At 66.3% G+C, this 22,694-nt stretch carries 23 protein-coding genes and 1 pseudogene; 10 read left to right on the top strand and 14 right to left on the bottom strand.

Annotated features, from left to right (window positions below):
- Positions 1 to 52: 52 nt before the first annotated feature.
- Entirely contained in the window at positions 53 to 1,294 is a 1,242-nt protein-coding gene (locus BSY239_RS01355) for an MgtC/SapB family protein (RefSeq protein WP_069045254.1), read from the bottom strand.
- Between the two features lie 42 nt (positions 1,295 to 1,336).
- Between BSY239_RS01355 and BSY239_RS01350 the strand changes: the two genes are divergently transcribed.
- The 3 genes from BSY239_RS01350 to BSY239_RS01340 all read left to right on the top strand — a co-directional run bounded on the left by BSY239_RS01350 (position 1,337) and on the right by BSY239_RS01340 (position 4,627).
- On the top strand, positions 1,337 to 2,839 hold the full coding sequence (locus tag BSY239_RS01350; protein WP_069045253.1) for an AMP nucleosidase: 1,503 nt from the start codon (positions 1,337 to 1,339) through the stop codon (positions 2,837 to 2,839).
- A gap of 76 nt (positions 2,840 to 2,915) precedes the next feature.
- The gene (locus BSY239_RS01345) at positions 2,916 to 3,575 is read left to right on the top strand and encodes a DUF6088 family protein (RefSeq protein ID WP_069045252.1); all 660 of its coding nucleotides are present in this window, start codon (positions 2,916 to 2,918) and stop codon (positions 3,573 to 3,575) included.
- Entirely contained in the window at positions 3,572 to 4,627 is a 1,056-nt protein-coding gene (locus BSY239_RS01340) for a nucleotidyl transferase AbiEii/AbiGii toxin family protein (RefSeq protein WP_172823056.1), read from the top strand. The genes BSY239_RS01345 and BSY239_RS01340 overlap by 4 nt, the downstream gene beginning before the upstream one ends.
- Here BSY239_RS01340 and BSY239_RS01335 read toward each other — a convergent pair.
- The 3 genes from BSY239_RS01335 to BSY239_RS01325 form a co-directional block, all read right to left on the bottom strand.
- On the bottom strand, positions 4,602 to 5,306 hold the full coding sequence (locus BSY239_RS01335; protein WP_069045251.1) for an anti-sigma factor: 705 nt from the start codon (positions 5,304 to 5,306) through the stop codon (positions 4,602 to 4,604). The two genes, BSY239_RS01340 and BSY239_RS01335, sit on opposite strands and share 26 nt — an antisense overlap.
- The gene (locus tag BSY239_RS01330; RefSeq protein WP_069045250.1) at positions 5,303 to 5,869 is read right to left on the bottom strand and encodes a sigma-70 family RNA polymerase sigma factor; all 567 of its coding nucleotides are present in this window, start codon (positions 5,867 to 5,869) and stop codon (positions 5,303 to 5,305) included. The genes BSY239_RS01335 and BSY239_RS01330 overlap by 4 nt, the downstream gene beginning before the upstream one ends.
- Positions 5,870 to 6,006: 137 nt before the next feature.
- Positions 6,007 to 6,549, bottom strand: a complete 543-nt coding sequence (locus BSY239_RS01325; protein ID WP_069045249.1) for a DUF3455 domain-containing protein — start codon at positions 6,547 to 6,549, stop codon at positions 6,007 to 6,009.
- A gap of 168 nt (positions 6,550 to 6,717) precedes the next feature.
- Between BSY239_RS01325 and BSY239_RS01320 the strand changes: the two genes are divergently transcribed.
- On the top strand, positions 6,718 to 7,485 hold the full coding sequence (locus BSY239_RS01320; protein WP_172823055.1) for an ABC transporter ATP-binding protein: 768 nt from the start codon (positions 6,718 to 6,720) through the stop codon (positions 7,483 to 7,485).
- 7 nt (positions 7,486 to 7,492) lie between these two features.
- Here the strand turns inward: BSY239_RS01320 and purT are convergent, their stop codons facing one another.
- Together purT and asd are read right to left on the bottom strand one after the other, a co-directional pair.
- Entirely contained in the window at positions 7,493 to 8,695 is a 1,203-nt protein-coding gene (gene purT, locus BSY239_RS01315) for a formate-dependent phosphoribosylglycinamide formyltransferase (RefSeq protein WP_069045247.1), read from the bottom strand.
- A gap of 25 nt (positions 8,696 to 8,720) precedes the next feature.
- On the bottom strand, positions 8,721 to 9,572 hold the full coding sequence (gene asd / locus BSY239_RS01310) for an archaetidylserine decarboxylase (RefSeq protein WP_069045246.1): 852 nt from the start codon (positions 9,570 to 9,572) through the stop codon (positions 8,721 to 8,723).
- A 98-nt stretch (positions 9,573 to 9,670) separates the two neighbouring features.
- Here asd and BSY239_RS01305 point away from each other — a divergent pair, with 98 nt between their 5' ends.
- On the top strand, positions 9,671 to 10,606 hold the full coding sequence (locus tag BSY239_RS01305) for an ATP-binding cassette domain-containing protein (RefSeq protein WP_069045245.1): 936 nt from the start codon (positions 9,671 to 9,673) through the stop codon (positions 10,604 to 10,606).
- Complete coding sequence (locus tag BSY239_RS01300) at positions 10,607 to 11,440, top strand: ABC transporter permease (RefSeq protein ID WP_442905755.1); 834 nt, start codon at positions 10,607 to 10,609, stop codon at positions 11,438 to 11,440. It abuts the gene before it with no gap.
- A 3-nt stretch (positions 11,441 to 11,443) separates the two neighbouring features.
- Here BSY239_RS01300 and BSY239_RS01295 read toward each other — a convergent pair whose 3' ends face one another.
- From BSY239_RS01295 to BSY239_RS01280, 4 genes are all read right to left on the bottom strand, one after another.
- Positions 11,444 to 11,698: a hypothetical protein gene (locus tag BSY239_RS01295; protein WP_069045244.1), complete on the bottom strand. Its 255-nt coding sequence runs from the start codon at positions 11,696 to 11,698 to the stop codon at positions 11,444 to 11,446.
- Positions 11,699 to 11,876: 178 nt separating this feature from the next.
- A complete protein-coding gene (locus tag BSY239_RS01290) occupies positions 11,877 to 13,001 on the bottom strand; it encodes a YbdK family carboxylate-amine ligase (RefSeq protein WP_069045243.1) in 1,125 nt (374 codons plus the stop codon).
- Positions 13,002 to 13,004: 3 nt separating this feature from the next.
- Positions 13,005 to 14,192, bottom strand: a complete 1,188-nt coding sequence (locus tag BSY239_RS01285; RefSeq protein ID WP_069045242.1) for a cation:proton antiporter — start codon at positions 14,190 to 14,192, stop codon at positions 13,005 to 13,007.
- A gap of 147 nt (positions 14,193 to 14,339) precedes the next feature.
- Positions 14,340 to 15,251: a class I SAM-dependent methyltransferase gene (locus tag BSY239_RS01280; RefSeq protein WP_069045241.1), complete on the bottom strand. Its 912-nt coding sequence runs from the start codon at positions 15,249 to 15,251 to the stop codon at positions 14,340 to 14,342.
- A 57-nt stretch (positions 15,252 to 15,308) separates the two neighbouring features.
- Between BSY239_RS01280 and BSY239_RS01275 the strand changes: the two genes are divergently transcribed.
- The 4 genes from BSY239_RS01275 to BSY239_RS01260 all read left to right on the top strand — a co-directional run bounded on the left by BSY239_RS01275 (position 15,309) and on the right by BSY239_RS01260 (position 18,674).
- Positions 15,309 to 16,349 (top strand): serine/threonine protein kinase, encoded by a 1,041-nt coding sequence (locus BSY239_RS01275; protein ID WP_069045240.1) that lies wholly within the window; start codon positions 15,309 to 15,311, stop codon positions 16,347 to 16,349.
- Positions 16,350 to 16,581: 232 nt separating this feature from the next.
- A complete protein-coding gene (locus BSY239_RS22665) occupies positions 16,582 to 17,355 on the top strand; it encodes a PEP-CTERM sorting domain-containing protein (protein ID WP_083239745.1) in 774 nt (257 codons plus the stop codon).
- Positions 17,356 to 17,726: 371 nt separating this feature from the next.
- A complete protein-coding gene (locus BSY239_RS01265; RefSeq protein WP_069045238.1) occupies positions 17,727 to 18,179 on the top strand; it encodes a MarR family winged helix-turn-helix transcriptional regulator in 453 nt (150 codons plus the stop codon).
- Between the two features lie 66 nt (positions 18,180 to 18,245).
- The gene (locus BSY239_RS01260) at positions 18,246 to 18,674 is read left to right on the top strand and encodes an organic hydroperoxide resistance protein (protein WP_069045237.1); all 429 of its coding nucleotides are present in this window, start codon (positions 18,246 to 18,248) and stop codon (positions 18,672 to 18,674) included.
- Positions 18,675 to 18,772: 98 nt separating this feature from the next.
- Here the strand turns inward: BSY239_RS01260 and BSY239_RS01255 are convergent.
- The 4 genes and pseudogenes from BSY239_RS01255 to BSY239_RS01240 form a co-directional block, all read right to left on the bottom strand.
- A pseudogene (locus BSY239_RS01255) lies at positions 18,773 to 19,108 on the bottom strand (hypothetical protein); the annotation flags it as partial.
- Positions 19,109 to 19,203: 95 nt separating this feature from the next.
- Positions 19,204 to 20,160 (bottom strand): response regulator, encoded by a 957-nt coding sequence (locus BSY239_RS01250; RefSeq protein WP_069045235.1) that lies wholly within the window; start codon positions 20,158 to 20,160, stop codon positions 19,204 to 19,206.
- Positions 20,157 to 21,365: a hybrid sensor histidine kinase/response regulator gene (locus BSY239_RS01245; RefSeq protein ID WP_069045234.1), complete on the bottom strand. Its 1,209-nt coding sequence runs from the start codon at positions 21,363 to 21,365 to the stop codon at positions 20,157 to 20,159. The genes BSY239_RS01250 and BSY239_RS01245 overlap by 4 nt, the downstream gene beginning before the upstream one ends.
- Positions 21,362 to 22,687: a sensor histidine kinase gene (locus BSY239_RS01240; RefSeq protein ID WP_069045233.1), complete on the bottom strand. Its 1,326-nt coding sequence runs from the start codon at positions 22,685 to 22,687 to the stop codon at positions 21,362 to 21,364. Before BSY239_RS01240 ends, BSY239_RS01245 begins: the two co-directional genes overlap by 4 nt.
- Positions 22,688 to 22,694: the final 7 nt, after the last annotated feature.

The following is a 22,694-nucleotide window of genomic DNA, read 5'->3' as shown; positions in this document are numbered from 1 at the left end:
CGCCCCTTTCGCCCTGGGCCTGTCGAGGGGCCCCCGGGGGTCGCACAGCACTTCACAGCACGAACAGCAAGCCCATCACCAGCAGCGTGTGCGCCCACAAGCCGGGCAAAAACCACAGCGCATAGGTTCGCCCGCCCACCAACGCAGCCGTCACGCTCTTGCTGGCGGCGTGCACCGCCAGCGCCCCCATCACGGCCTGGTGGCCAATCGGCGCGGGCGGGCCCGTGGTGAAAACCGCCGCCAGCGCCGAATGCAGGTCGACCAGCGCCCCCAACAGGCTGCCCACGACGAGACCGGCCTCGCCCAGCCACAGCGTGAGCGCGTGCACCAGCACCTGAATGCCCGCGAGCAGGGCCGCCACGGCCACGGCGCCCTTCAGGCTGAACATGCGTTCGTCCTGTTCCACGGCGTCGGGTGCGACCTCCGACGGCGCGCCGCGCACCAGCCACCAGCCCAGGGCCAGCGCGAGCACGGCACCCGCCAGCGCAGGCCACACCAGGTGCGCCAGCCACGCAGGCTGCACGGCGGCCGCCACCAGCAGCAACTGCAGCAGCGTCGACACACAGCTGAGCAGCGCACCACCGGCCATCAGCCGCGCGCCGCTGCGGCCCTCGCGCACGGCCAGGCCCAGTGTGGCGATGGTGGCCGTGCTCGACACAAAGCCCGAGGCCAGCGCCGACAGCGCCACCGCGTGCCGCGCCTGCAACAGCCGGCGCGCCAGGTGGGCCGCGGCCTGCACACCCAGCAGCAAGGCCAGCAGCTGCACGATCACGTGCGGGTTGAGCGTGTTGCCCCACAGCGGCCGGTCGGGCACCAGTGGCAAGGCCAGCAGCACCAGCGCCGCGAGCACGATGCCGTCGCGCACCTCGGCCGGGCGCAGCCAGTGGCGCGCCAACCGGTGCATGCGCTCGCGGCTGAAGAGAACGGCCGTCAACCCCACCGCCAGGCCGGCGGCCAGCGGCAGGCTCCACGCACACATCACGCCGATCAGGTAGGTGAGCAGCAGCGCCACCTCGGTGGTGACGCCGGGGTCATCGGAGCGGTCGCGAAAGTAGGCCACCGCGCCGAGTGCGGCCACAAACAAGGCGCCGGCCACGATCACACCGTTGATCTGGATGAGGGCAGCGGCGGCACCCGTGACACACGTCAACGCAAAGGTGCGCAGACCCGCCAGCGCCCTGCCCGGCCCCTCGCCCTTGCGGCGCTCGCGCTCCACGCCGATCAACAAGCCACAGCCCAGCGCGGCGGCCAGCGTGGTGGCGGCCTGGGACAGATCGGGGGTGGCGGGGATCATCGTGTCATGCCGGTTCATTGGTGCACAGCCACAATAAGCCCCATGCACAAGACACCCGACTTTACCGCTCCGATTTTCCTCAACGAACCGGCCGCTGCCCTGCGCCAGGTGCAGCGCATCTACCACGACAACGTGGAATTCCTGCGCCAGGCCATGCGCGACTTTGTGGGCGGTGGCGACTTCACCCACACCCGCGTGCGCGCCTGCTACCCCTACGTGCGGCTGCACACCCACAGCGTGTCGCGCCAGGGCAGCAGCAGCCTGCCGCTGAGCCGCCTGAGCTACGGCTTCGTGGCCGGCCCCGGCCGTTTCGAGACCACACTCACCCGCCCCGACCTCTACAGCGACTACTACCTGGAACAGTTCCGCCTGCTGCTGGCCAACCACGGGGGTGAGCTGGAAATCGGTACCAGCACCCAGCCCATCCCGATCCATTTCTCGTTCGCCGAACACGACCACGTGGAAGGCAGCCTGGACGTGGCGCGCCGCGCCCTGATGCGCGACGTGTTCGACCTGCCCGACCTCACCGCCATGGACGACGGCATCGCCAACGGCACCCACGAACCCCGGCCCGGCGAAGCACACCCGCTGTCGCTGTTCACCGCGCCGCGCGTGGACTATTCCCTGCAGCGCCTGCGCCACTACACCGGCACCGCGCCCGAGTGGTTCCAGAACTTCGTGCTGTTCACCAACTACCAGTTCTACATCGACGAGTTCATCAAGCTCGGCCACGCAGAAATGGCCAAACCCGACAGCGAGTACATCGCGTTTGTGGAGCCCGGCAACGTGGTGATGCGCCGCGCCGGCCTGGCCGCCGAAGCCATCGACCAGCTCGGCCACCCACCACCGCGCCTGCCCCAGATGCCCGCCTACCACCTCATGCGCGCCGACCGCAGCGGCATCACCATGGTCAACATCGGCGTGGGCCCGGCGAACGCCAAGACCATCACCGACCACATCGCCGTGCTGCGCCCGCACGCCTGGCTCATGCTCGGCCACTGCGCCGGCCTGCGCACCAGCCAGCAGCTCGGTGACTACGTGCTGGCCCACGCCTATGTGCGCGAAGACCACGTGCTCGACGAAGAGCTGCCGCTGTGGGTGCCGATTCCCGCGCTGGCCGAAATCCAGCTGGCGCTGGAAGTGGCCGTGGCTGACGTGACCGGCGTGGCGCCGGCCGAAGTCAAACGCATCATGCGCACCGGCACCGTGGCCAGCACCGACAACCGCAACTGGGAACTGCTGCCCGACAACAAGCCACAGCGCCGGTTTTCACAGTCGCGCGCCGTGGCGCTCGACATGGAAAGCGCCACCATCGCCGCCAACGGCTTCCGCTTCCGCGTGCCCTATGGCACCCTGCTGTGTGTGAGCGACAAGCCTCTTCACGGCGAGATCAAGCTGCCCGGCATGGCCAATCACTTCTACAGAGAGCGCGTGGACCAACACCTGCGCATCGGCATCCGCGCCATCGACATCCTGCGCGAGGGCGGGCCGGACCAGCTACACAGCCGCAAGCTGCGGAGTTTTGCGGAGGTGGCGTTTCAGTGATTCACGGGGGGCAGCGCTTTTATTTGTCCGAAAAACATGCTATTTTTCGGACAAATAAATGACACCAATGCGCGCAATGCCACGCTCCGTTTCTCCCGACAGCGTCGAATCCCGGGTTGCCCAGCAAGTTCACCGCTCGGCCAGGGGAACCGTGTTCACGCCCGACAGTTTTGCGACCCTGGGCAGCCGCTCGGCGATCGACAAAGCGCTGCAGCGCATGGCCGCGCGTGGTGAACTGCGGCGCCTGTCTCGCGGTCTCTACGACAAGCCACGCAAAGACGAAATGTTGGGGACACTGTGGCCGTCGGTGGACGCCATCGTGAAGGCGGTGGCGGGCAAAGACCGCATCCGCACGCAGCCCGCAGGCGTGTACGCAGCCAACTTGCTGGGCATGTCGGAGCAAGTCCCAGCCCAGGTTTTGCTGCTCACCGACGGCATCAGCCGCACGGTGGAAGCTGGACCCATGAAGATCAGCTTCAAACGCACCACGCCGCGCCAGATGGCGGCGGCCGGCCGTTTGAGCGGGCTGCTGATCCAGGCCTTCAAGAGTCTGGGAGCGCCGCACATCACGCCCACGCGCCTTCAGCGCTTGCGCCAGAACCTGCCGGCCGAGGAGCGCACCAAGGTGCTACAAGACCTGGCACTGGCACCTGCATGGATGAGGCCCCTGCTGCGCGAAGTGGCCCGCGTCGACGAAACCAGAACCACCAGCACCCGGCGAGGAGATGGCGCGTGAATCTGGCCGAGCGTTTTCTCGCGTTGCCACCCGAGCGTCGAGCGCTCGCGTTCGAACAAGCAGCGGCGGGACGTGCGGGTCAGGCCGTGATTCTGGAAAAGGACTTCTGGGTGTCCTGGTTGCTGGGCCTGCTTTTTGCCAACTCCGAGTTGGCGCCCCACCTGGTGTTCAAGGGTGGTACCTCGCTGTCCAAAGTGTTCGGCGTGATCGACCGGTTTTCGGAAGACATCGATCTCTGCCTGCTGCCCGAGTTCGTGGGCGCGGACGCGGCAGCCTTCGATGCGCTGGGCAGCCGAGGCAAGCGCGACGCAGCGGTGCTCGACATGCAGCGCCTGTGCGCCGAGAAGGCACAGGCGGTGGTATTGCCACTGTTGGAGCAGACCATTGCGCAGCGGCTGGGCAAGGCACCAACGGGCCAATGGCTGCGCTACGAACTGGACGTGGACGCGAAGTCGCCCATCATCTATTTCGCCTACCCCACCACGCAGCTTGGCGGCTTCGCCTATGTGGTGCGCGAGGTGAAGCTGGAATTGGGCACGCTCACTGACCAGCAGCCAACCGAGGTTCAACCGGTGCGCCCGCTGCTGGCCGATGCGTTCCCCCAGCTGTTTGAAAAATGGAACTGCACGGTGACGGCACTGGCACTGCAACGCACCTTCTGGGAGAAGGCGACGATCCTTCACGCGGAGTTTCACCGCCCACCCGAGTCGCCCACGCCCGACCGGTATGCGCGCCACTATTTCGACATGGTGAAGCTGCTGGGCCATGCACAGGCCACCGCATTTCTTGCCGACAAAGCCCAATGCGACCGGGTGGTGGACTGGAAGAGTCGCGTGTTCGCACGGGGTTGGGCGCGCTACGACCTGGCGCACCATGGGAGCTTTCGGCTGGTTCCACCTCGAGCGCGTCAGGATGCCCTGGCTCGGGACTATGCAACGATGCGGCCGATGTTCATGTCCGAGCCGCCATCCTTCGCCGAGCTCATGCTCGGACTGGCTGAGGCCGAGCACTCCCTGAACAAGCCACTCAGAGCTGCACCGACCGCCCGATGAACTGGATCGGCCCGGTGGGCCGTCCGGTGGGTGAGCCGTTGTAGGGCTCGACCGTGATCTCGAACAGCTGGTTGGGTTCGATCGGGGGCAGCTTGTCGAGCGGGATCTCGATGGGCTTGCCCGGCTCCACCAGTCCCAGCGACACCGGCGCGCTCCAGCTGTCGGCCTTGGTCCAGAACTGCAGCGAGCGCTGCGCGGGCACGGGCTCGGGCGCCACGGGAATCAGTTTCAGGCGCTGCGGGCTGCTGGCCTGCACCACCCAACCGGGCGCCGTGCCTTGCGGGGCCACCAGCACCACCATGTATTGGGGGCGCGCGGGCGCGAACAGTCCCACCGTGGGTGCGATGGCCATGACGCTGGCGGCGGCAAAGCCGGTGGCAGCGGCGAAGCGCCAGAAGGCCACGCTGTGCCACCAGCGGCTCAAGCCGGCCGGCCCGGCCGCGGGGGCAGCACGGGGTTTCGTCGGCAGGCTCTTTTCAATGCGCTGCCACAGCGCGGGTGAAGGCTCGACCGGCTCCACCAGTTGCGTGAGGGGGTGCAGCTTGGCTTCCCACTGCTGCACGGCGGTGCGCAACATGGCGTCTCTGGGCAGGCGCTCCTCGACCTCAATGCGCTGGCCAGCGGACAGCGTGCCGAGCACGTAGTCGGCCGCGAGCTGCTGAAGAGGGTCCAAGCTCATGCCAGACACTCCTTGAGCGAAGCCATGCCCCGGCGGATCCACGCCTTCACCGAGCCCAGCGGAGCGCTCAGGCGTTCGGCAATCTCGGCGTGGGTGCATCCGTCCAGATAAGCGAGCAGCACGCAGTTGCGCTTGGCCACGTCGAGCCGTTCCAGGCAGTGGTCGAGCTGCCCCAGCGTGGAGCGCATGGAAAAGGCGTCGAGCATGTCGGGTGCGGCCTGGAGTTCGGCGTTCTGCAAATCGTCGAGAAGTTCTTCGTCCACCGACACGGTGCGGGCATTGGCGCGCACCGCGCTGAGTGCGCCGTTGCGCACGATGCTGCACATCCAGCCGCGGCCTTCACCCCGGTTGGGGTCGAAAGTGGAGGCCCGGTTCCAGATCGCCATGAAGGCGTCGTGCAACACGTCTTCGGCGGCGGCGCGGTCGCGCACGATGCGCAGGGCCACGCCCATCAAGAAGCGGTGTTCGCGTTCGTAGAGTCGCCGCAGGGCGCCCTGGTCGCCGCGCGCGCAAGCGGCCAGCGCGGCGTTGTGATCGAAAGGCGTGGGATCGTGGGAGGGCACGGGCGTCGGTCGGACCAGCGGATCGATCGGACGCCGGGCACCTCGTTGAAGAGATACCCGGCAGGGTTGCCGACGATGGTACCCGAGGGTCTGCCTCGACCGGCTGGCCGGCGCCACACGACGCCGGCCAGCGATCATCAGACGGCCTTGTAGAAGATGTAGTCGGCCTGGTACTTCACGATCTGCTTGCTGCCCATGTTGGTGGCACCACAGGCCATGGCCGGCGCAACACCACCCACGGTGGCCACGCGCTGCACATAGGTCACACCGGTCATGGCGCCCATGCCCATGGCGGGGTTGGCTTTCACCAGCTGCAGCGGGATGGCACCGGCGCCGGCCGGGGCCACGGCCACTTGCGTGCCGGTGAACTTGGAGCCGTCGTTGCTCTGCCAGGTGGCGGGGGGGCCATAGTAGGTGCCCACTTGTTTGCCGGCGCGGTCCATCAGCTTGGCATCGGGACCGACGAAGACCCATTCGAACTGGCCGGCCATGTTGGCCTTGGCGCGGCATTCGTAGGTGATGTCGCCAGCGCCCACGGTTTCCATGACCACTTTGTGGCCCATGGGCACCTGCACCGAGGCGGGCAGCATGGCTTGCGAATACATCATGGGCGCGGGGCCGGTGGCGCAGGCGGTCAGGGCAAGGGCGGCAGCGGCGGCCAGGGTGGACTTGATCATCATGGGGAAAACTCCTCGGAAGTGGTTTGTGGGCAGCGGCGCAAATTCAACGCCACTGCTACCACTACGCCCCAGAACGGCATCTGGATGCACCCGACCCGAAAAAAAATTTACGCGCATGCGTACGGCTCCGAACGGAGTGAACCGAAGGCACTGCGTAAGCTGCGCCCCATGAACCTTGACTTCAATATCTCGGACATGAAGCAACCACCCGCAACCCGGCCAACGGCGTCACTGCCGCTGATGCGCCTGACGGGCGCGGGCAAGCTCTACGACAAGGGCAGCAGCCCCCGCGAAGCCTTGCGCTCGGTCGATCTGGACATCCACCGGGGCGAGTTCGCCGCCATCGTCGGGCCCAGCGGATCGGGCAAATCGGCCTTGATGAAGATGCTGGGCCTGCTGGAAGCACCCACCAGCGGCGGCTACCGCTTTCAAGGCGTGCCGGAACAGTCCCTGTCGACCGAGCAGCGCCTGTGGCTGCGGCGGCGCTTTTTCGGTTTCGTGCCACAAGAGTTCCATTTGCTGCGCAGCACATCCTTGCAAGGCAACGTGGCCCTGCCCTTGATGTACCGTGGCCTGTCGGCCGAGCGTTGCCACTCGGCCGCCATGCGCGCGCTGGCCTTGGTGGGTCTGGAAGACCAAGGCCACAAGATGCCCGACGAGCTGGACAGGACGCAGCATGGCAAGGCCGCCATTGCGCGTGCCCTGGTGTGCAACCCCAGCGTGTTGCTGGTGGACAGCGCCAGCCGGCCCTCGGACCAACCCTTGTGCCCGCACATCGGCGGTCTGCTGCGCACGCTCAACACGGAGCACCTGATCACGGTGGTGCTGGTGACCCAGCAGGCCAGCGCCGGCCACTGGGCCCAGCGCACGGTGTCGCTCAACGGCGGTGAGGTGGAGCAGGACATCGTCCGCACAGCGGCCAGCGCCCTGCACTGAACACGCGTCAGGCGGCGCGCGGCTTCACCAGCGCAGCGGCCTGCTTGGCGCGCGTGCGCGCCGTTTCCACGTCGGCGTCGAACGCCAGCGCCACGCCCATGCGGCGCTTGGTGAAACTCTCGGGTTTGCCGAACAGGCGCACTTCGGTCTGCGGCACACGCAGGGCGTCGTCCATACCGTCGAAGGCGATGCCGGTGGCGTCCATGCCGCCGTAGATCACGGCGCTGGCGCCCGGGCTCTTGAGCGCGGTGCTCACGGGCAGGCCCAGGATGGCGCGCGCGTGCAGTTCAAACTCGTTCTGCCACTGCGTGATCATGGTCACCATGCCGGTGTCGTGCGGGCGCGGGCTCACCTCGCTGAACCAGACCTGGTCGCCTTTGACGAACAGCTCCACGCCATAGAGCCCCTGACCACCGAGGTCGTCGGTCACGGCCTGGGCCACGCGGCGCGACTCGGCCAGCGCCGCCGGCGTCATGGGATGCGGCTGCCAGCTCTCCACGTAGTCACCGCTCACCTGCACATGGCCGATGGGGTCGCAGAAATGGGTTTCGATCTGCCCGTCGGCACCGAGCGCTCGCACGGTGAGCTGGGTGATTTCGTAGTCGAAGTCGATGAAACCTTCCACGATGATGCGGCCCGGGCCCACGCGGCCACCCGACATGGCGTGGTCCCAGGCCTTTTGCACGTCGGCCGGGCCATCGATCTTGCTCTGGCCCTTGCCGCTGCTGCTCATCACCGGCTTGACGATGCAGGGATAACCAATACCACCATCAATCGCGGCCTGCAGTTCTTCCAGCGAATCGCAAAATTGGTAGGGGCTGGTAGGCAGGCCCAGCGTCTCGGCCGCCAGGCGGCGAATGCCCTCGCGGTCCATGGTCAGGCGCGCGGCGCGCGCCGTGGGAATCACACGCACCACACCGGCGGCTTCCAGCTCCTGCAGCATGGGCGTTGCAATGGCTTCGATCTCGGGCACCACCAGGTGCGGGCGTTCGGCCTCGATCAGCGACTTGAGTTGCGACGGATCGCTCATGGTGATGGTGCGCGCGTGGTGCGCCACCTGCTGACCGGGTGCGTTCTCGTAGCGGTCCACCGCGATGGTTTCCACCCCCAGGCGCTGCAGCGCGATCAGCACCTCCTTGCCGAGTTCGCCCGAGCCGAGCAGCATGACCTTGGTGGCCGAAGGGGACAGCGGGGTGCCGAGCGTGGTCATGTGGGGGCTCCAGGAAGAAAGAAATTCAGAGGGCGTTGGCCATGGCTTCGCCCAGGCGCACGGTGTTGCCGGGCGCCCAGTCGGGGTTGAAGCTGACGGTGTCGCGCGGCCAGAGCAGCACCACGGTGGAGCCGAGCAGGAAGCGGCCCATCTCGTCGCCGCGCGCAAAGTCCACCGGCGCGTCGTCGTAGTTCCAGGTGCGCACCTGACCCGGGCGCGGCGGGTTCACCACACCGTGCCAGGTGGTGGCCATGCTGCCCACGATGGTGGCGCCCACCAGCACCTGCACAAACGGCACGGTGGTCTCACCCACCTGCAGGTCAAACACACACACCACGCGCTCGTTGCGCGCGAACAGGCCGGGCACGCCCTGCGCCGTGGCCGGGTTCACCGAGAAAAGGTCGCCCGGCACATGGATCATCTGGCGCAGGCGGCCACCGGCCGGCATGTGGATGCGGTGGTAGTCCTTGGGGCTGAGGTAGATGGTGGCGAACGCGCCATGGTCGAACAGGCCCGCCAGCTCGGCGTCGCCACCGACCAGCGCACGTGTGCTGTAGGTATGGCCCTTGGCCTGGTAGATCTGGTCGCGTGCGATCACGCCGAACTGGCTGATCGCGCCGTCCACCGGGCACACAAAGGCGGCGTCGGCCAGCGGGCGCGCGCCAGGCTTCAAGGCACGCGTGAAGAACTCGTTGAAATTGCCGTAGGCGGTGGGGTCCGGGTTCGCGGCTTCGGCCATGTTCACGCCGTACTTGCGAATGAAGCGGCGGATGATCCACTGCGTGATGGCGCCCCAGCGGCCGTTGGCCACCCAGCCTCCAAGTTCGGTGAGCGCACGCTTCGGGAAGAGGTATTGCAGGGAAACGGCGAGGGACATGGGTGGGTGAAAGCGTGGAGACAAGACCCTGACGGGCAGCCCCGCATTGTAGGGGTCGACCCCCTTGGGCCCCGCTTGGGCGGGCACAATCCCGCACCATGACGCAAGCCTTGTTTGAATGCCGCAACCTCCTCAAACGCTATGGCGACAGCACGGTGGTGAACGACCTGAGTTTTGCCATCGAGCCCGGTGAGTGCCTGGGCGTGATCGGGCCCAACGGCGCGGGCAAGACCACCACCATCCGCATGTGTCTGGGTTTGACCGCACCCGACACCGGCACCATCACCGCATTTGGACTGGACATGCCGCGCGACGCGCTGGCCATCAAGTCGCAGCTCGGGGTGGTGAGCCAGATGGACACGCTGGACCCCGACTTCGACTGCGCCGAGAACCTGCTGGTCTATGGCCGCTTTTTCGGTCTGCCGGCGGCCCAGGTGCGCGCACGCATTCCACAACTGCTCGAATTCGCCGCGCTCTCGCACAAGGCGCAGGCCAAACCGGGTGAACTCTCGGGCGGCATGAAGCGCCGCCTGTCGCTGGCGCGCGCGCTGGTGAACGACCCCAAGCTGCTGATGCTCGACGAGCCCACCACCGGCCTGGACCCGCAGGCGCGTCACCTGATGTGGGAGCGCCTGCAACTGCTGTTGCAGCAGGGCAAGAGCATCTTGCTGACCACGCACTTCATGGACGAAGCCGAGCGCCTGTGCTCGCGCCTGCTGGTGCTGGACCACGGCCGCAAGATCGCCGAAGGCAAGCCCCGCGAACTGATTGCGCAGCACCTGGAGCCGGACGTGGTGGAGGTGTATGGCCAGGGCGCGCTGGCCATTGCGCACGCCGATGAACACGCATCGATCCGTGCACTGGCCGCGCGGGTGGAGGTGAGCGGCGAGACGGTGTTTTTCTACACCGCGCAGGCCATGCCATTGCTCGCAGCGCTGGGCGCACACCCGCAACTGCGCACGCTGCACCGGCCGGCGAACCTGGAGGACCTGTTCCTCAAGCTCACGGGCCGGCAAATTCGAGAAGACGGGTAGATGATGAACACACAGACACTGGCCGCAACACCTTCCCATTGGTCACCGCCTCGCGTGTCAATGCGATGGTGGCCGGTCTTCCTGCGCAACCTGCTGGTCTGGAAGAAGCTCGCCATCCCCAGCCTGGTGGGCAACATCGCCGAGCCGCTCATGTGGCTGGTGGCGTTCGGCTACGGCATGGGTGCGCTGGTCGGGCAAGTCACCATCAACACGCCGCAAGGTGCGGTGGCCGTGCCCTACATCCTGTTTCTCGCCAGCGGCAGCATCTGCATGAGCGCGATGAATGCGGCCAGCTTCGAGGCGCTGTACTCGGCCTTCTCGCGCATGCACGTGCAGAAAACCTGGGACGGCATCATGAACGCGCCGGTGAGCCTGGACGACGTGGTGCTGGCCGAGATGCTGTGGGCCGGCTTCAAGGCCTTGTTTTCGGTGACGGCCATCATGGGCGTGATGCTCGCGCTGGGCATCAGCCATTCCCCCAAACTGCTGCTGGCCTGGCCGGTGCTGCTGGGGGTGGGCATCACGTTCTCGTGCATTGCCCTGGTGTTCAACGCCCTGGCCCAGGGCTACGACTTCTTCACCTACTACTTCACGCTGTTCCTCACACCGATGATGTTTCTCTCCGGTGTGTTCTTTCCGCGGGAACAATTGCCGGCGGTGGTGCGCCACCTCTCCGACTGGCTGCCGCTGACCAACGCGGTGGAACTGGTGCGACCGCTCTTCATGGACCAATGGCCTGCGCAGCCTTGGCTGCATGCGGGCGTGCTGCTGGTCTACACCGTGGCAGCGTTCTGGCTGGCCCTTGCTTTGACTCGCAAGCGCTTCGCCAAATAGTCGTCAATGAACCGTCTGCAGCGCTGGCTGGGCGTCCATGTACAGCTCGGCGCCCGAGTCCATGAACTCTTCGGCCTCGATCACGGCGTCGAAGTCGCGGGCGGCATCAAAAATCTTGGGGATCAGGGGCTTGTCCAGCGGGCGGCAGACGCGCTGGCGCAGGCCGCGCAGGTTGGCACTGGTCTCCATGGCGTGGATCACGGCTTCCGGATCGAGCATGAGGACGAAGGGGTTGAGGCGGCTGGACGTGGTGGACATGGTGGGCTCCTGGGGGAATGCGGTGGATGTTTCAAATCGGGTGTCGATGAAACAAACTGTATTCGCGGCCCCTCGAGCCGTTAAGTCGGCGCAGCCCCATTCCCGCTGTAAGAAGTTGCCTGACACGGCGTCCGGGACACCTACACGCCCGACGTGAACAAAGTCACGACCCGGTGCATCACGGCCCGGTTCGCAGGGCCTCCACGCTGGCGCGCACCACGGCCTGCACGCTGCCACTCTCCTTGTACTGGTTGCGCAGGTAGGTGGCGTGGTTGCCCACGCGGCCGGCGGTGCGCTCGATCTCGTCGAGCGCGGCCATGGAGTTGAGCGACTGGGCGTGCGGCGCTGTTCTGCGCAGCGTGGCCAGAATGTCTTCGCGGATGCTGATCTGCTCGCGCGTCTTGGGATTGACCATCATGCCGTCCAGACCGAAGCGGCAGGCCTGGAAACGGTTGTAGGTGTAGACGAGGTAATCGTCTTCTTCGGGCGGCGGCTCGTTGCGCTCCAGCAGGTGGCGGCACAGCGCCTGCAAGTAACACGCAAGACCCGCGGCGCGCTCCACCGTGAGCGGTGTGTCGCACACGCGCAGTTCGATCGTGCCGTACTCGGGCTTGGGTCGGATGTCCCAGTAAAAGTCCTTCATGGACTTGACCACGCCGGTGCTCTCCATCTTGGTGAAGTACACGTTGGCAAACTCTTCCCAACTGAGCACGAAGGGCGCTCGGCCGCTCAAGGGAAATGCGAACACCGAGTTCAGCCGCGCCGAATCGAAAAGCGTGTCCACGCCCTGAGAAAACGGCGACGAGGCCGACAGCGCAATGAAGTGCGGTACGTAGCGGTTGAGCGAGTGCAGCAGGAACAGCGCCTCGTCGGCGTTGGAGCAGCCGATGTGCACGTGCTGACCGAACACGGTGAACTGCTTGGCCAGGTAGCCGTACAGGCCCGAGAGCTCCTGGAAACGCGGTTTGGAAAAAATGCGCTGTTCGAACCAGCGCTGGAACGGGTGCGTGCCCCCGCCGGCGATCTCGATGTTGAGCCGGTCACCGGCGCGCACCAGCGTGTCGCGGATCTGCTGGAGTTGCGCCAGCAGCGGACCGTGTTCGCGCTGCACGTCGGTGGCGATTTCGATCATGCTTTGTGTCATCTCGGGCGTGACCACACCCGGAAACGGCTTGCGCTTGAGCAGCTCCAGCAAATCGTTGGCGCTGCTGGAGAGATCGAGGTCGTAGGTGTTGACGAGCTGCAGTTCGAGCTCCACGCCCATGGTCAGCGAATCGGACGACTTGAAGGTTTCCAACGGCATGGCTTATTCCTTGGTGACGTGGGTTTCTTGGGCGGTCATCAGCGCACGCTGCGTGACCACCGGCCCCAGCAGTTCCTGCACCAGCATCATCCCGGCCATGGCCGAGAGCACCGCCACCGCGGGCGCAAAGCCGTAGAGGCGGGTCTGCTCCAGCAACAAAATGGCAAACGCCGACATGGGCGTGAGCGCCAGCCCCGTGAGCACACCCTTGCGCTCGGTGATGCCCGACAGCCGCGCGGCCACCAGGTTGCAGCCCACCTTGGAGGCCGTGCGCACCGCGATCAGCAGCAGGCCCATGAGCATGCCGGCGCCCACGTCGGCCCAGTTCAACAGCGAGGCGATGTAGACAAACAGGAACACCGAGAGCAGGTCGCCGGCGGTGCCGAAATCGCGCTGCGCGTTGGTGAGGTGCACGCGCCGCTCGCGCGCCACGATGCCGAACGAGAGCGCGGCGAGCAGCGGCGAGAGCTTGAGACCGTAGGCGGCGGTGGTGAGCAACAACACGGCCAGGGCAAACACCACCGTGACGCCGCGCTCGTGCGTGTTTCGCTGGCGCAGCAGCCACGGCACGGCCACGCCCATCAGCGCGCCGATGGCCACCGAGGTGGCCACCACGTACATGCTGCCAAAGGCCGCCATCACCAGGTCGCCCGAGGTGCTGAGGGTCCAGTAACCCACCACCAGCTTGAGCGCCACGGCCGACAAGATGCAGTTGATGGCGCACAGGTGCAGCACGCGTTCGGTGACTTGCCCCGCGCTGCGCAGCTCGTTGGCCACGCGCACCACACCGGCCGGCGAGGCCGAGATGGAGAGCGCCGCGATGATGAGGCGGTGGTCCACCGGCAAATCAAACCAGCCGCTGACCCAGTAGATGAGACCAAAGGTGACGAAGGACTCGACCACACCGAGCGCCAGCATCCACGGGTTGTGGCGAAACCAGCGCAGGTTGATGCGGTAACCGAGTTCAAACAGCACCAGCGAGAGCGCCACGTTGGCCAGAAACGGCAGACCGGGCACATCGGTGGTGAGGCCAGGCAGGTTGATCAAGCCGCCAATGAGGCCCACCGCCACGTAGCTGGTGACGCGCGGAATGTGCCAGCGCTCGAAGCACAGCTCGGCCAGAAACCAGGCCAGCAGCAGCACCAGCGGCCAGGCGATGGACTGCAGCAGAAAAGCGAAATCGGTGACCATGGGCAGGCTCTCCAGGATGGGGTCTGTGGGATGGCGCTCCCGGGTGCAAGGCACCTTGGGATCACCAGGCAAACCGGCATCAGCGTGGCGCTGACTTGTACACCGGGAAGATGGCAAACAGGCGACCCGAAGGGCCGCCGCGAACAATCATGTCGTCACTGTGGACAAACCTGATGCGACCTGATCGACAGCAAAACGCGTCCTGAGTTCCGGCAGGCCCAGTTCATCGAGCACCTGCACCAGCCGCTGCCGCGCCCGATCGCGGGCACCGTGTCGGTCGTCGGCCATTCTACGGGCCAGGATCAGCTCGTTTTTCATGGAATGCTCCCACCCCACCAGCTCGGTCACGGTGACGCTGTAGCCACTGGCTTCAAGCTGCAGGCAGCGCAGCACGTTGGTGATCTGGCTGCCGAACTCGCGTGTGTGCAGCGGGTGCCGCCACAGCTCGGCCAGTGGTGAGCGCGACAGGCTCAGCGCCTTGTGCTGGCGCAGCACACCAGCCACTTCGGCCTGGCAACACGGCACCAGCACCATGTGGCTGGCGTGTTTGGCCAGCCCGAAGGCAATGGCATCGTCGGTGGCGGTGTCGCAGGCATGCAGCGCGGTCACCACGTCGATGCGCGCGGGCAGGCCCGGATGCGTGAGCGCCTCCTGCACCGTGGTGGCCAGAAAGTCCATGCGCCCGAAGCCCAGTTGGGCCGCCAGCGCGCGCGACTTCTCCACCAGCTCGGCCCGGGTTTCCACGCCGATGACGCGGCCCGTGGTTTTGGCCTTGAAGAACAGGTCGTACAGGATGAAGCCCAGGTAGGACTTGCCCGCACCATGGTCGGCCAAAGTCACGTCGCCACGCGCCGCCAGCACCTCGGCCAGCAGCGGCTCGATGAACTGCACCAGGTGGTAGACCTGCTTGAGTTTGCGGCGCGTGTCCTGGTTGAGCTTGCCGTCGCGGGTGAGGATGTGCAGCTCCTGCAGCAAGGCCACCGACTGCCCTTCGCGCAGCTCGGGCAATTGCTCCTGCAGCGTCGGCGCGGCGCGGGGGGAAGATTTCGTTTTTGCCATGGGTCGATGATAGGTGCGCTGTGCCGATCGGCCCCTCGGCAAGGGCGACAATGGCCCATGACATCCGACAACAACAGCACCCACCCCTACAGCGCCCTCACCCCCGACGTGGTGCAGGACGCACTGGCCAGCATCGGCCTGTGGGGCGACGGGCGCATGGCCGCACTCAACAGCTTCGAGAACCGCGTGTACCAGATCCACCTGGAGTCGCCCCTGGACGGCGTGGACCAGGTGGTGGCCAAGTTCTACCGCCCAGGGCGCTGGAGCGATGCACAAATTGCCGAAGAGCATGCCTTTGCCGAAGAGCTGGTGGCGGCCGAAGTTCCGGCGGTGCCACCGCTGCGCGTGCAGGGCGAAACACTCCACCACTTCGGCGGCTTCACCTTTGCCGTGAGCCCGCGCCGCGGTGGGCGCCGGCCCGAACTCGACAACTTCGAGGTGCTCGAATGGATCGGCCGCTTCCTCGCGCGCATCCACAGCGTGGGCGCGAGCCAGCCGTTCCAGGTGCGCCCGGCGCTGGACGCCGCCAGCTTCGCCCACGAACCGCGCGACTGGTTGATGGAACACGCCGCTGTGGCGCCCGAGGTGCGCACCGCCTGGTCGGCCGCGTTGGCCGAGGCGCTGGCCCTGATCGAAGCCCACCCGGTGCTCCAACCCGGCGCGCTGCTGGACGAAGACAGCATCCGACGCATCCGCCTGCACGGTGACTGCCACCCCGGCAACATCCTCTGGACCCCCGAAGGCCAACCCGGCGCCGGCCCGCATTTTGTGGACCTGGACGACGCGCGCACCGGTCCGGCCGTGCAAGACCTCTGGATGCTGCTCAGCGGCGACCGCCGCCAGCAGACGCAGCAACTCGGTGCGCTGGTCGACGGTTACGAGCAGTTCCGCGCGTTCGACCGGCGCGAGCTCGCGCTGATCGAACCCTTGCGAACGCTGCGCCTCATCCACTACAGCGCCTGGGTGGCGCGCCGCTGGGACGACCCGGCCTTCCCGATCAACTTCCCCTGGTTCGGCAGCCGCGACTACTGGCAGGGCCAGGTGGACATGCTGGTGGAGCAGATCGAGGAAATGCAGGGCGAGCCTTTGATGGCCTGAGCTGACTCCGCAAAGGATGTCGGATTTTTTGACAGCTTCCCTTCCGGGGCCGGTGAGACGACGCGAACGCCCAGCCCGGGGCCACGAGCACTTGTGGCTTTCGACACGGAAGTCTTGACTGCGTAGCGCCCCGCGTGCCTCCGAAGACGCTCTGGAAGCCCGAAAAGGCCAAGCGGGCCCGGTTCGTGCGTTTGGTTACAACGGTCACATTCCTCAACCACTACACGTTCCAATGAAGCTCTCTCACATCGCAGCCGCCCTGGCAATCACCCTTGGCGCATTTACCCAGGTTCATGCAGCGCCCCTCCTGTTGGGCGACAAGGTCACCGTCGACAACCGCGAAGGCAGCGTTTTCACACCTGGCACCAACGCTGACGCCAACGGACTGCACACCGTTGTGAGCTTCACGCTCAGCGGCAAAAACAAACCGACAACCACCAGCTTGGCCGATGCCGGTCTGTTCGTGCTGGACTACCAGCATGTGAGCAATGCCGTGAGCACCAGCTGGACCCAGTTCCTGAGCTTCTGCCTGGAGCCCGATGTCAATCTGGCGCCGTTCGACAACCCGTATCAGGTGAAGAGCCTTGAAAGCACCAGCAACAGCGCCGTGAGCGACCTGGTCAGCGAGCTCTGGGGTCGTTACTTCGGTCTCGTCAACAGCGACGTCACGGCAGCCGCTTTCCAGGTCGCGTTGTGGGAGCTGGCCTTCGGCAGCACCGACAAGGACCTGACCAAAGGTGACTTCCAACTCACCTCGGGCGGTGACGTGAAGAGCCTCGCCCAACGGTGGCTCTCCAGCCTGGACGGCACGGGCACCATGGCCCAGGGCCTGGTGGTGCTGGTCGACAACACAGCGGGGAAAAACAACCAGAACCGCCAAGACCTGCTGACCCAGGTCCGCGTCAACGACGTGCCCGAGCCCGCCATGCTCGCCCTGCTCGGCATCGGCCTGGCCGGCATGGGTCTGGCACGGCGTCGCCCGTCGGGTGCACGGCAAGCCGCCTGAAGCGACTTCGCCCCGCGCATTGCGCCGCCCAGAACCCGCCATCCGGCGGGTTTTTTCATGGGTGCGCCCCAACCTGCCGCGCTCCGGCCACAATGAATATCTTTTGCTTAACAGGACTCCCATAAACGGCGCAAAGGAGACCGAACATGTTCTCTTTGGAAGTATTTTCTGGAATCCACCCTGCGTGCCGAACAAGCCGCTTTCAGCTCTTTCGTTTCAAGGGGATCAAGTCCATGTGACAGAACAGAACCGCGAGAAATCCGAACCACCCGGCAGCGAAGTGCCTGAAACCCGGCGCCAAAGTCCCCACAGCGGCACTGCCTTTATGCAATTCAACTGCACACAATTAAATTGCTCACAATAATACTGCCATGACCTCACGCTCCCTGCCTTCCGCCGAGCAAGCCCTGCGACTCGACCACCAGCTGTGCTTTGCGCTCTATTCGGCTTCACTGGCCATGACCAAGCTCTACAAGCCACTGCTCGACGATCTCGGCCTGACTTACCCGCAGTACCTCGCCATGCTCGCCTTGTGGGAAGAGGACGGACTCGCGGTGTCCGACCTCGGTCAGCGGCTGCACCTCGACTCCGGCACCCTCACCCCGCTGCTCAAGCGGCTGGAATCGGCCGAGCTGCTGACTCGGCTGCGCGACGTGGAAGATGAGCGCCGCGTGCTGATCCGCCTCACCGCAGCGGGCCGAAAACTCAAGGCCCGCGCGGCCGGCATTCCGGCCTGTGTGCTCGACGCCTCGCAATGCAAGCTGTCCGAAGCGATGGCGCTCACTCAACAGGTGCAGGCCTTGCGCGACCGCCTCATGGCCTGACTGTTCACCGATTCACCCACCCCTTTCACCACCCGCTTGTTGCAAGCAACTCAACCAGGAGCCTTCATGCCCACCAACCTCGACAAAGTCGTCTACACCGCCCGCGCCCACACCACCGGCGGCCGCGAAGGCACATCCCGTTCCGACGACGGCATGCTCGACGTCAAGCTCTCGCCTCCCAAAGCCATGGGCGGTTCGGGCGCAGCCACCAACCCCGAGCAGCTGTTCGCCGCAGGTTATTCCGCCTGCTTCATGGGTGCCATGAAACACGTGGCCGGAATGAAGAAGATTGCCGTGCCGGCCGACGCCGCCATCGACGCCGAAGTCGACATTGGCCCGATCCCGGCCGGCTTCGGCATCGCCGCCCGTCTGAACGTGAGCCTGCCCGGCATGGACCGCGCCGTGGCCCAGGACCTGGTGGACACCGCGCACCAGGTGTGCCCGTACTCCAACGCCACGCGCGGCAACATCAACGTGACGATCACGCTGGTGTAAGCGCTTCGGCTCACGCAGCAAAAAGCCCGTCCGGCAATCGCCGGACGGGCTTTTTTGCGGCCGTCGACACCGGGTCAGCGGCGGTACAGGTCCCGCTCACGGTCGGGGTCGTAGATCGTGGTGCTGGTTCCCACACCCACGCCCACCCGTGCATTGCTGTTGCCGATCGGGGTGCTGGTACCCACGCCGGCACCGGCGCTCACCGCACCGCGCTGGTTCACGCCCACACCCACGCCCACCGGGCCCACGCCGGTGCTGACACCGGCGCTCACACCGCCCGAGCCCAGCCCCACGCCGATGGAAAACGGACCGACGGGAATGCCGACCCCCACGCCCACCGCACAGCCGCCCAGCAGCGCGCCCGCGCAGAGCAGCACGGCCAGGCGGGCTGTGGGTACCAGGGGGTTTCGATGGGAGCGCGAAAGGATGTTCATGAAGTTCCCGACAGGTTCAGAGCCAAGCGTACGCCAGACTGCGCCTGACTGACTGCTTTGCGCCGCCTTGGTTCCAGCGTGCCGGCCAGACGGTCTCAGGCCGGGTCTTTGCCCAGGCGTTCCATGGCGTCGGCCAACCAGTCGGCTCGCAGGGCATCCGGCGCCGCCGGTCGCACCAGCCAGCCGCCCTGCGCAGGCGTCACGCGGGCCTGACCGTCCTGCCAGAGAAGCCACGCCAGCCATGCACATTGCGGCGCCGTGGGCAGCTGGCCGGCGGGCGAGACGAGCAAGGCGGTGAACACCGAGGCATCGGCCACCAACACCCCATCGCCGCTCAACTCTCCACCCACCGAACGCGCCAGCGCCGGCAAGGCGGCAGCGGGGTCCACGCGTGGGCCCAGCACCTGCACCGCCTCGCGCAGCAACGACGCGATGGCCGCGCCGCGCAGCGCTTCGGCCTGCAGCAGATCGGCGTGGTCCCACCGGTGCCAGTCCACCTGCGGCTCGGCCCCACCCACGGCGCGCGCCGCTTCGGCGAATCGGTGCAGGGCCTGGTCGTGTGCACCCACGTGCACCGCGGAGCCCACCATGAGCAAGGCGGCCAGCCGGTTGGCCAGCAGCCGGCTTTGCTGGGCCAGCAGCTTGTCGCGCATCAGGCCGTCGCGCTCGCTGCGCAGTGCCGCCAGTTCCAGGGCGTTCTTCAGGTCGGCACGCAGGCTCTCCAGCTCCCAGGGTTTGTTGATGTAGCGGTAGATCTCGCCGGTGTTGATGGCTTCGATCGCGTCGCCCAGCTCCGAATAGGCGGTGGTCAGCATGCGCACGATGCCGGGGTAGTACTCACGCGCGTGGCGCAGCAGCTCGTTGCCGCGTTCACCGGGCATGCGTTGATCACACACCAGCACGGCCACATCGGCCCCATGGGCCAGCAGCACGGCTCGGCCCTCTTCCACCGATCCGGCGGTGAGCACCGGGGCCAGCGGGCTGACCAGGCGCTCGAAGTACTTCAACGCCATGGCCTCGTCGTCCACATACAGAATCTTCGCGGGTGTCATCGGGTCTCCTCGACCGGTGTGTCGTCAGTCGACGGTGGGAAATAAAGGGTCACGGTGGTGCCCTGGCCCTGGAGGGAGTGCACGGCGATCTCGCCGCCCAGGGTGGTCATCACGCGCTGGCAAAACAGCAGTCCCATGCCACTGCCACCGCTCTCGGCGCGCGTGGTCACAGGCTCGCGCGTGAGGCGCTGCAGCACCTCGGGCGCGATGCCTGGACCATTGTCGATCACGCGCACGGCCGGCTGCGGGCTCAAGCCCGGCACCATGGCGACGCGATGCAAGGCGATGTGCACCCGGGGTTGGGCCGGTGGATCGCCACGCAATGCGATCAGCGCGTTCTTGACCAGCGTGCACAGCACCAGGTAGAGCAGGTCGCGCCGCCCGGGCAGCGTGAAATCGGGCTCGAGCTCGACCGAGAGCCAACCGGACTCGCCGGCATCGAAGGGGTATTCGTCCTGCACTGCGCACACCAGTTCGCTGGCGCGCAGGCTGGCGGAAGTGTCGCCCCGGCTGGCATCGCGCGCGGTCTGCACGAAGGTGGACACCAGCGACTGCGCGTACTCGGCGCGCCGCTGCGCGGCTTCGATCATGAACAACACATCGCCTGGTTTTTGCTGGGCGATGTAGGCCATGCCGCCGCTGGCCTCGGGCTGGTCGCGGTGGTTCTCGCGCATCGCCGAGAGGTAACCGCGCACGGTGGCCAGGGGTGAGGTGACCTCGTGCGCCAGAAAGCCCAGCGTTTCGCGCAGGGCCGACTCGCGCCGTGCGATCAGCGACTGCTCGCGCGTGCGGCGCACGCTCGACGCCAACGCCTCGCGCAGCGCCTGGCGGGTGAGCGCGTCGTCCAGCGGCTTCTCCAGGATCTTCTCCACCTGGCCCTGGTTGACGGCCGACATGGCCACGTCCTTGTCGGCGTAGGCCGACACCAGCAGCCGCGCCACATGGGGATAGAGCCGCCGCACCTCGCCCAGCAAGGCAACGCCGTCGCGCGCCGGCATGGCGTAGTCGGTGAGCAGCACCGCCACTTCGTGACCACGCTCGCTCAGCAGGGCGAGCGCCTCGTCCACGCTGGCGGCGGTCAACACGGTGAACTCATTGCCGTAGAGGCGGGCAAACCATTTGCAGGCCTGAGGCTCGTCATCGACCATCAGGACGGCATGCGGGCCCCACAGGCCCCGCGCTGCACCGGTGTCGTCAGCGTTCATGCGGGCCTCGGCAAATCAAAGGTGAATTCGGTCCAGGCGCCCAGCTCGCTCTCCACCACCAGCGTGCCGCCGTGGCGCTGCACGATGCCGTAGCTCACGCTCAGGCCCAGCCCGAGGCCGGCACCCACATCGCGCGTGGTGAAGAAGGGCTCGAACACGCGCCCGAGGTTCTCGGGTGCGATGCCGGTGCCGTTGTCGCGCACCGACAAAAACAAACGCTGCTCACGCGCCACCACGGTCACGGCGATGCGCGGCTGTTCACGCTTGGCAGCCTGCAGGGCGTGGGCGGCGTTGCTCAGCAGGTTGATCAGCACACCGATGATGGCGGGCTCGTCGCCCAGCACGTGCGTGTCCTGCGGCAACTCCACCGGCACGTCGATGCCGTTGAGCTCGTAGCCGGCCAGCCGCAAGGCCGAGCGCAGCGCATTGCCCAGCAAAAAAGGGCGCTGCGCGTCCTGACCGGGCTTTTGATACGCGAAAGTCTTGAGGTCGGAGACGATGTTCTGGATGCGCTGCATGCCCTCGCGCGCATCACCCAGGCTCTCCTTGAGCATGGCGTCGCCCTCCACCCCCGGGCAGGTCAGGCCCATGTCGATCGCCATCAGGCTGTAGTTCACCGGGTTGTTGAGCTCGTGCAGCAGCCCGGCCGACAAGGTGCCGATGGCGGCCATCTTCTCGCGCTGGATCAGCTGGCCTTTGACCTCGGCCAGCGCGGCATTCGTCCTTACCAGCGCTTCGTTTTTTTCCGCCACCTGCCGCTGCAGCGCGAACATGTTGTAGCGACCGCGTTCGTTGAAGTAGGTGCAGAACGAACTGATGGTGGCCGAGAACAGGATGAAGAGCGATACGCCCGCGAAGCGGTTGAAATCCTGCAGCCCCAAGGGGTGGGAGTAGCAGGCAAGGGCGTACAACGCGTAGGTGAACAGGCCAAAGGCCAGGCTCTCGATGAATGCGATGGGAAGGATGATGCCGGTCGCATACAGGGCCAGGTGCAAGCCGACGAAGTAGATCGAACTCACGCCATCGGTGACCCAGATCATCCAGGCAATCATGACCTGCGGCAGTGAGAGCCACACCAGGGTGAGCGGACGCACCCAGCCCAGCCCCTTGCTGGAGTGCAGCAACGCAAGGATGGCCAGCGTCAGGACGGCAACCACGAAGCGCGCGGGCGCCAAGGTGGAGAAGGCTTCAGGATACAGCGTGTAGTCCAGCCCCAGGCCCATCAACACCAGCACGATGGAGACGATCGCACCGGCCTTGCTGTAGGACAGCCGGAACTCGCTGAGCTCCTGGTGATAGGGAGAAAGTGCGGATGGACTCATCGGCAAG

This window comes from Hydrogenophaga sp. RAC07, assembly GCF_001713375.1.
Classification (GTDB): Bacteria; Pseudomonadota; Gammaproteobacteria; order Burkholderiales; family Burkholderiaceae_C; genus Hydrogenophaga.
This window is presented reverse-complemented; position numbering and strand designations above follow the sequence as displayed.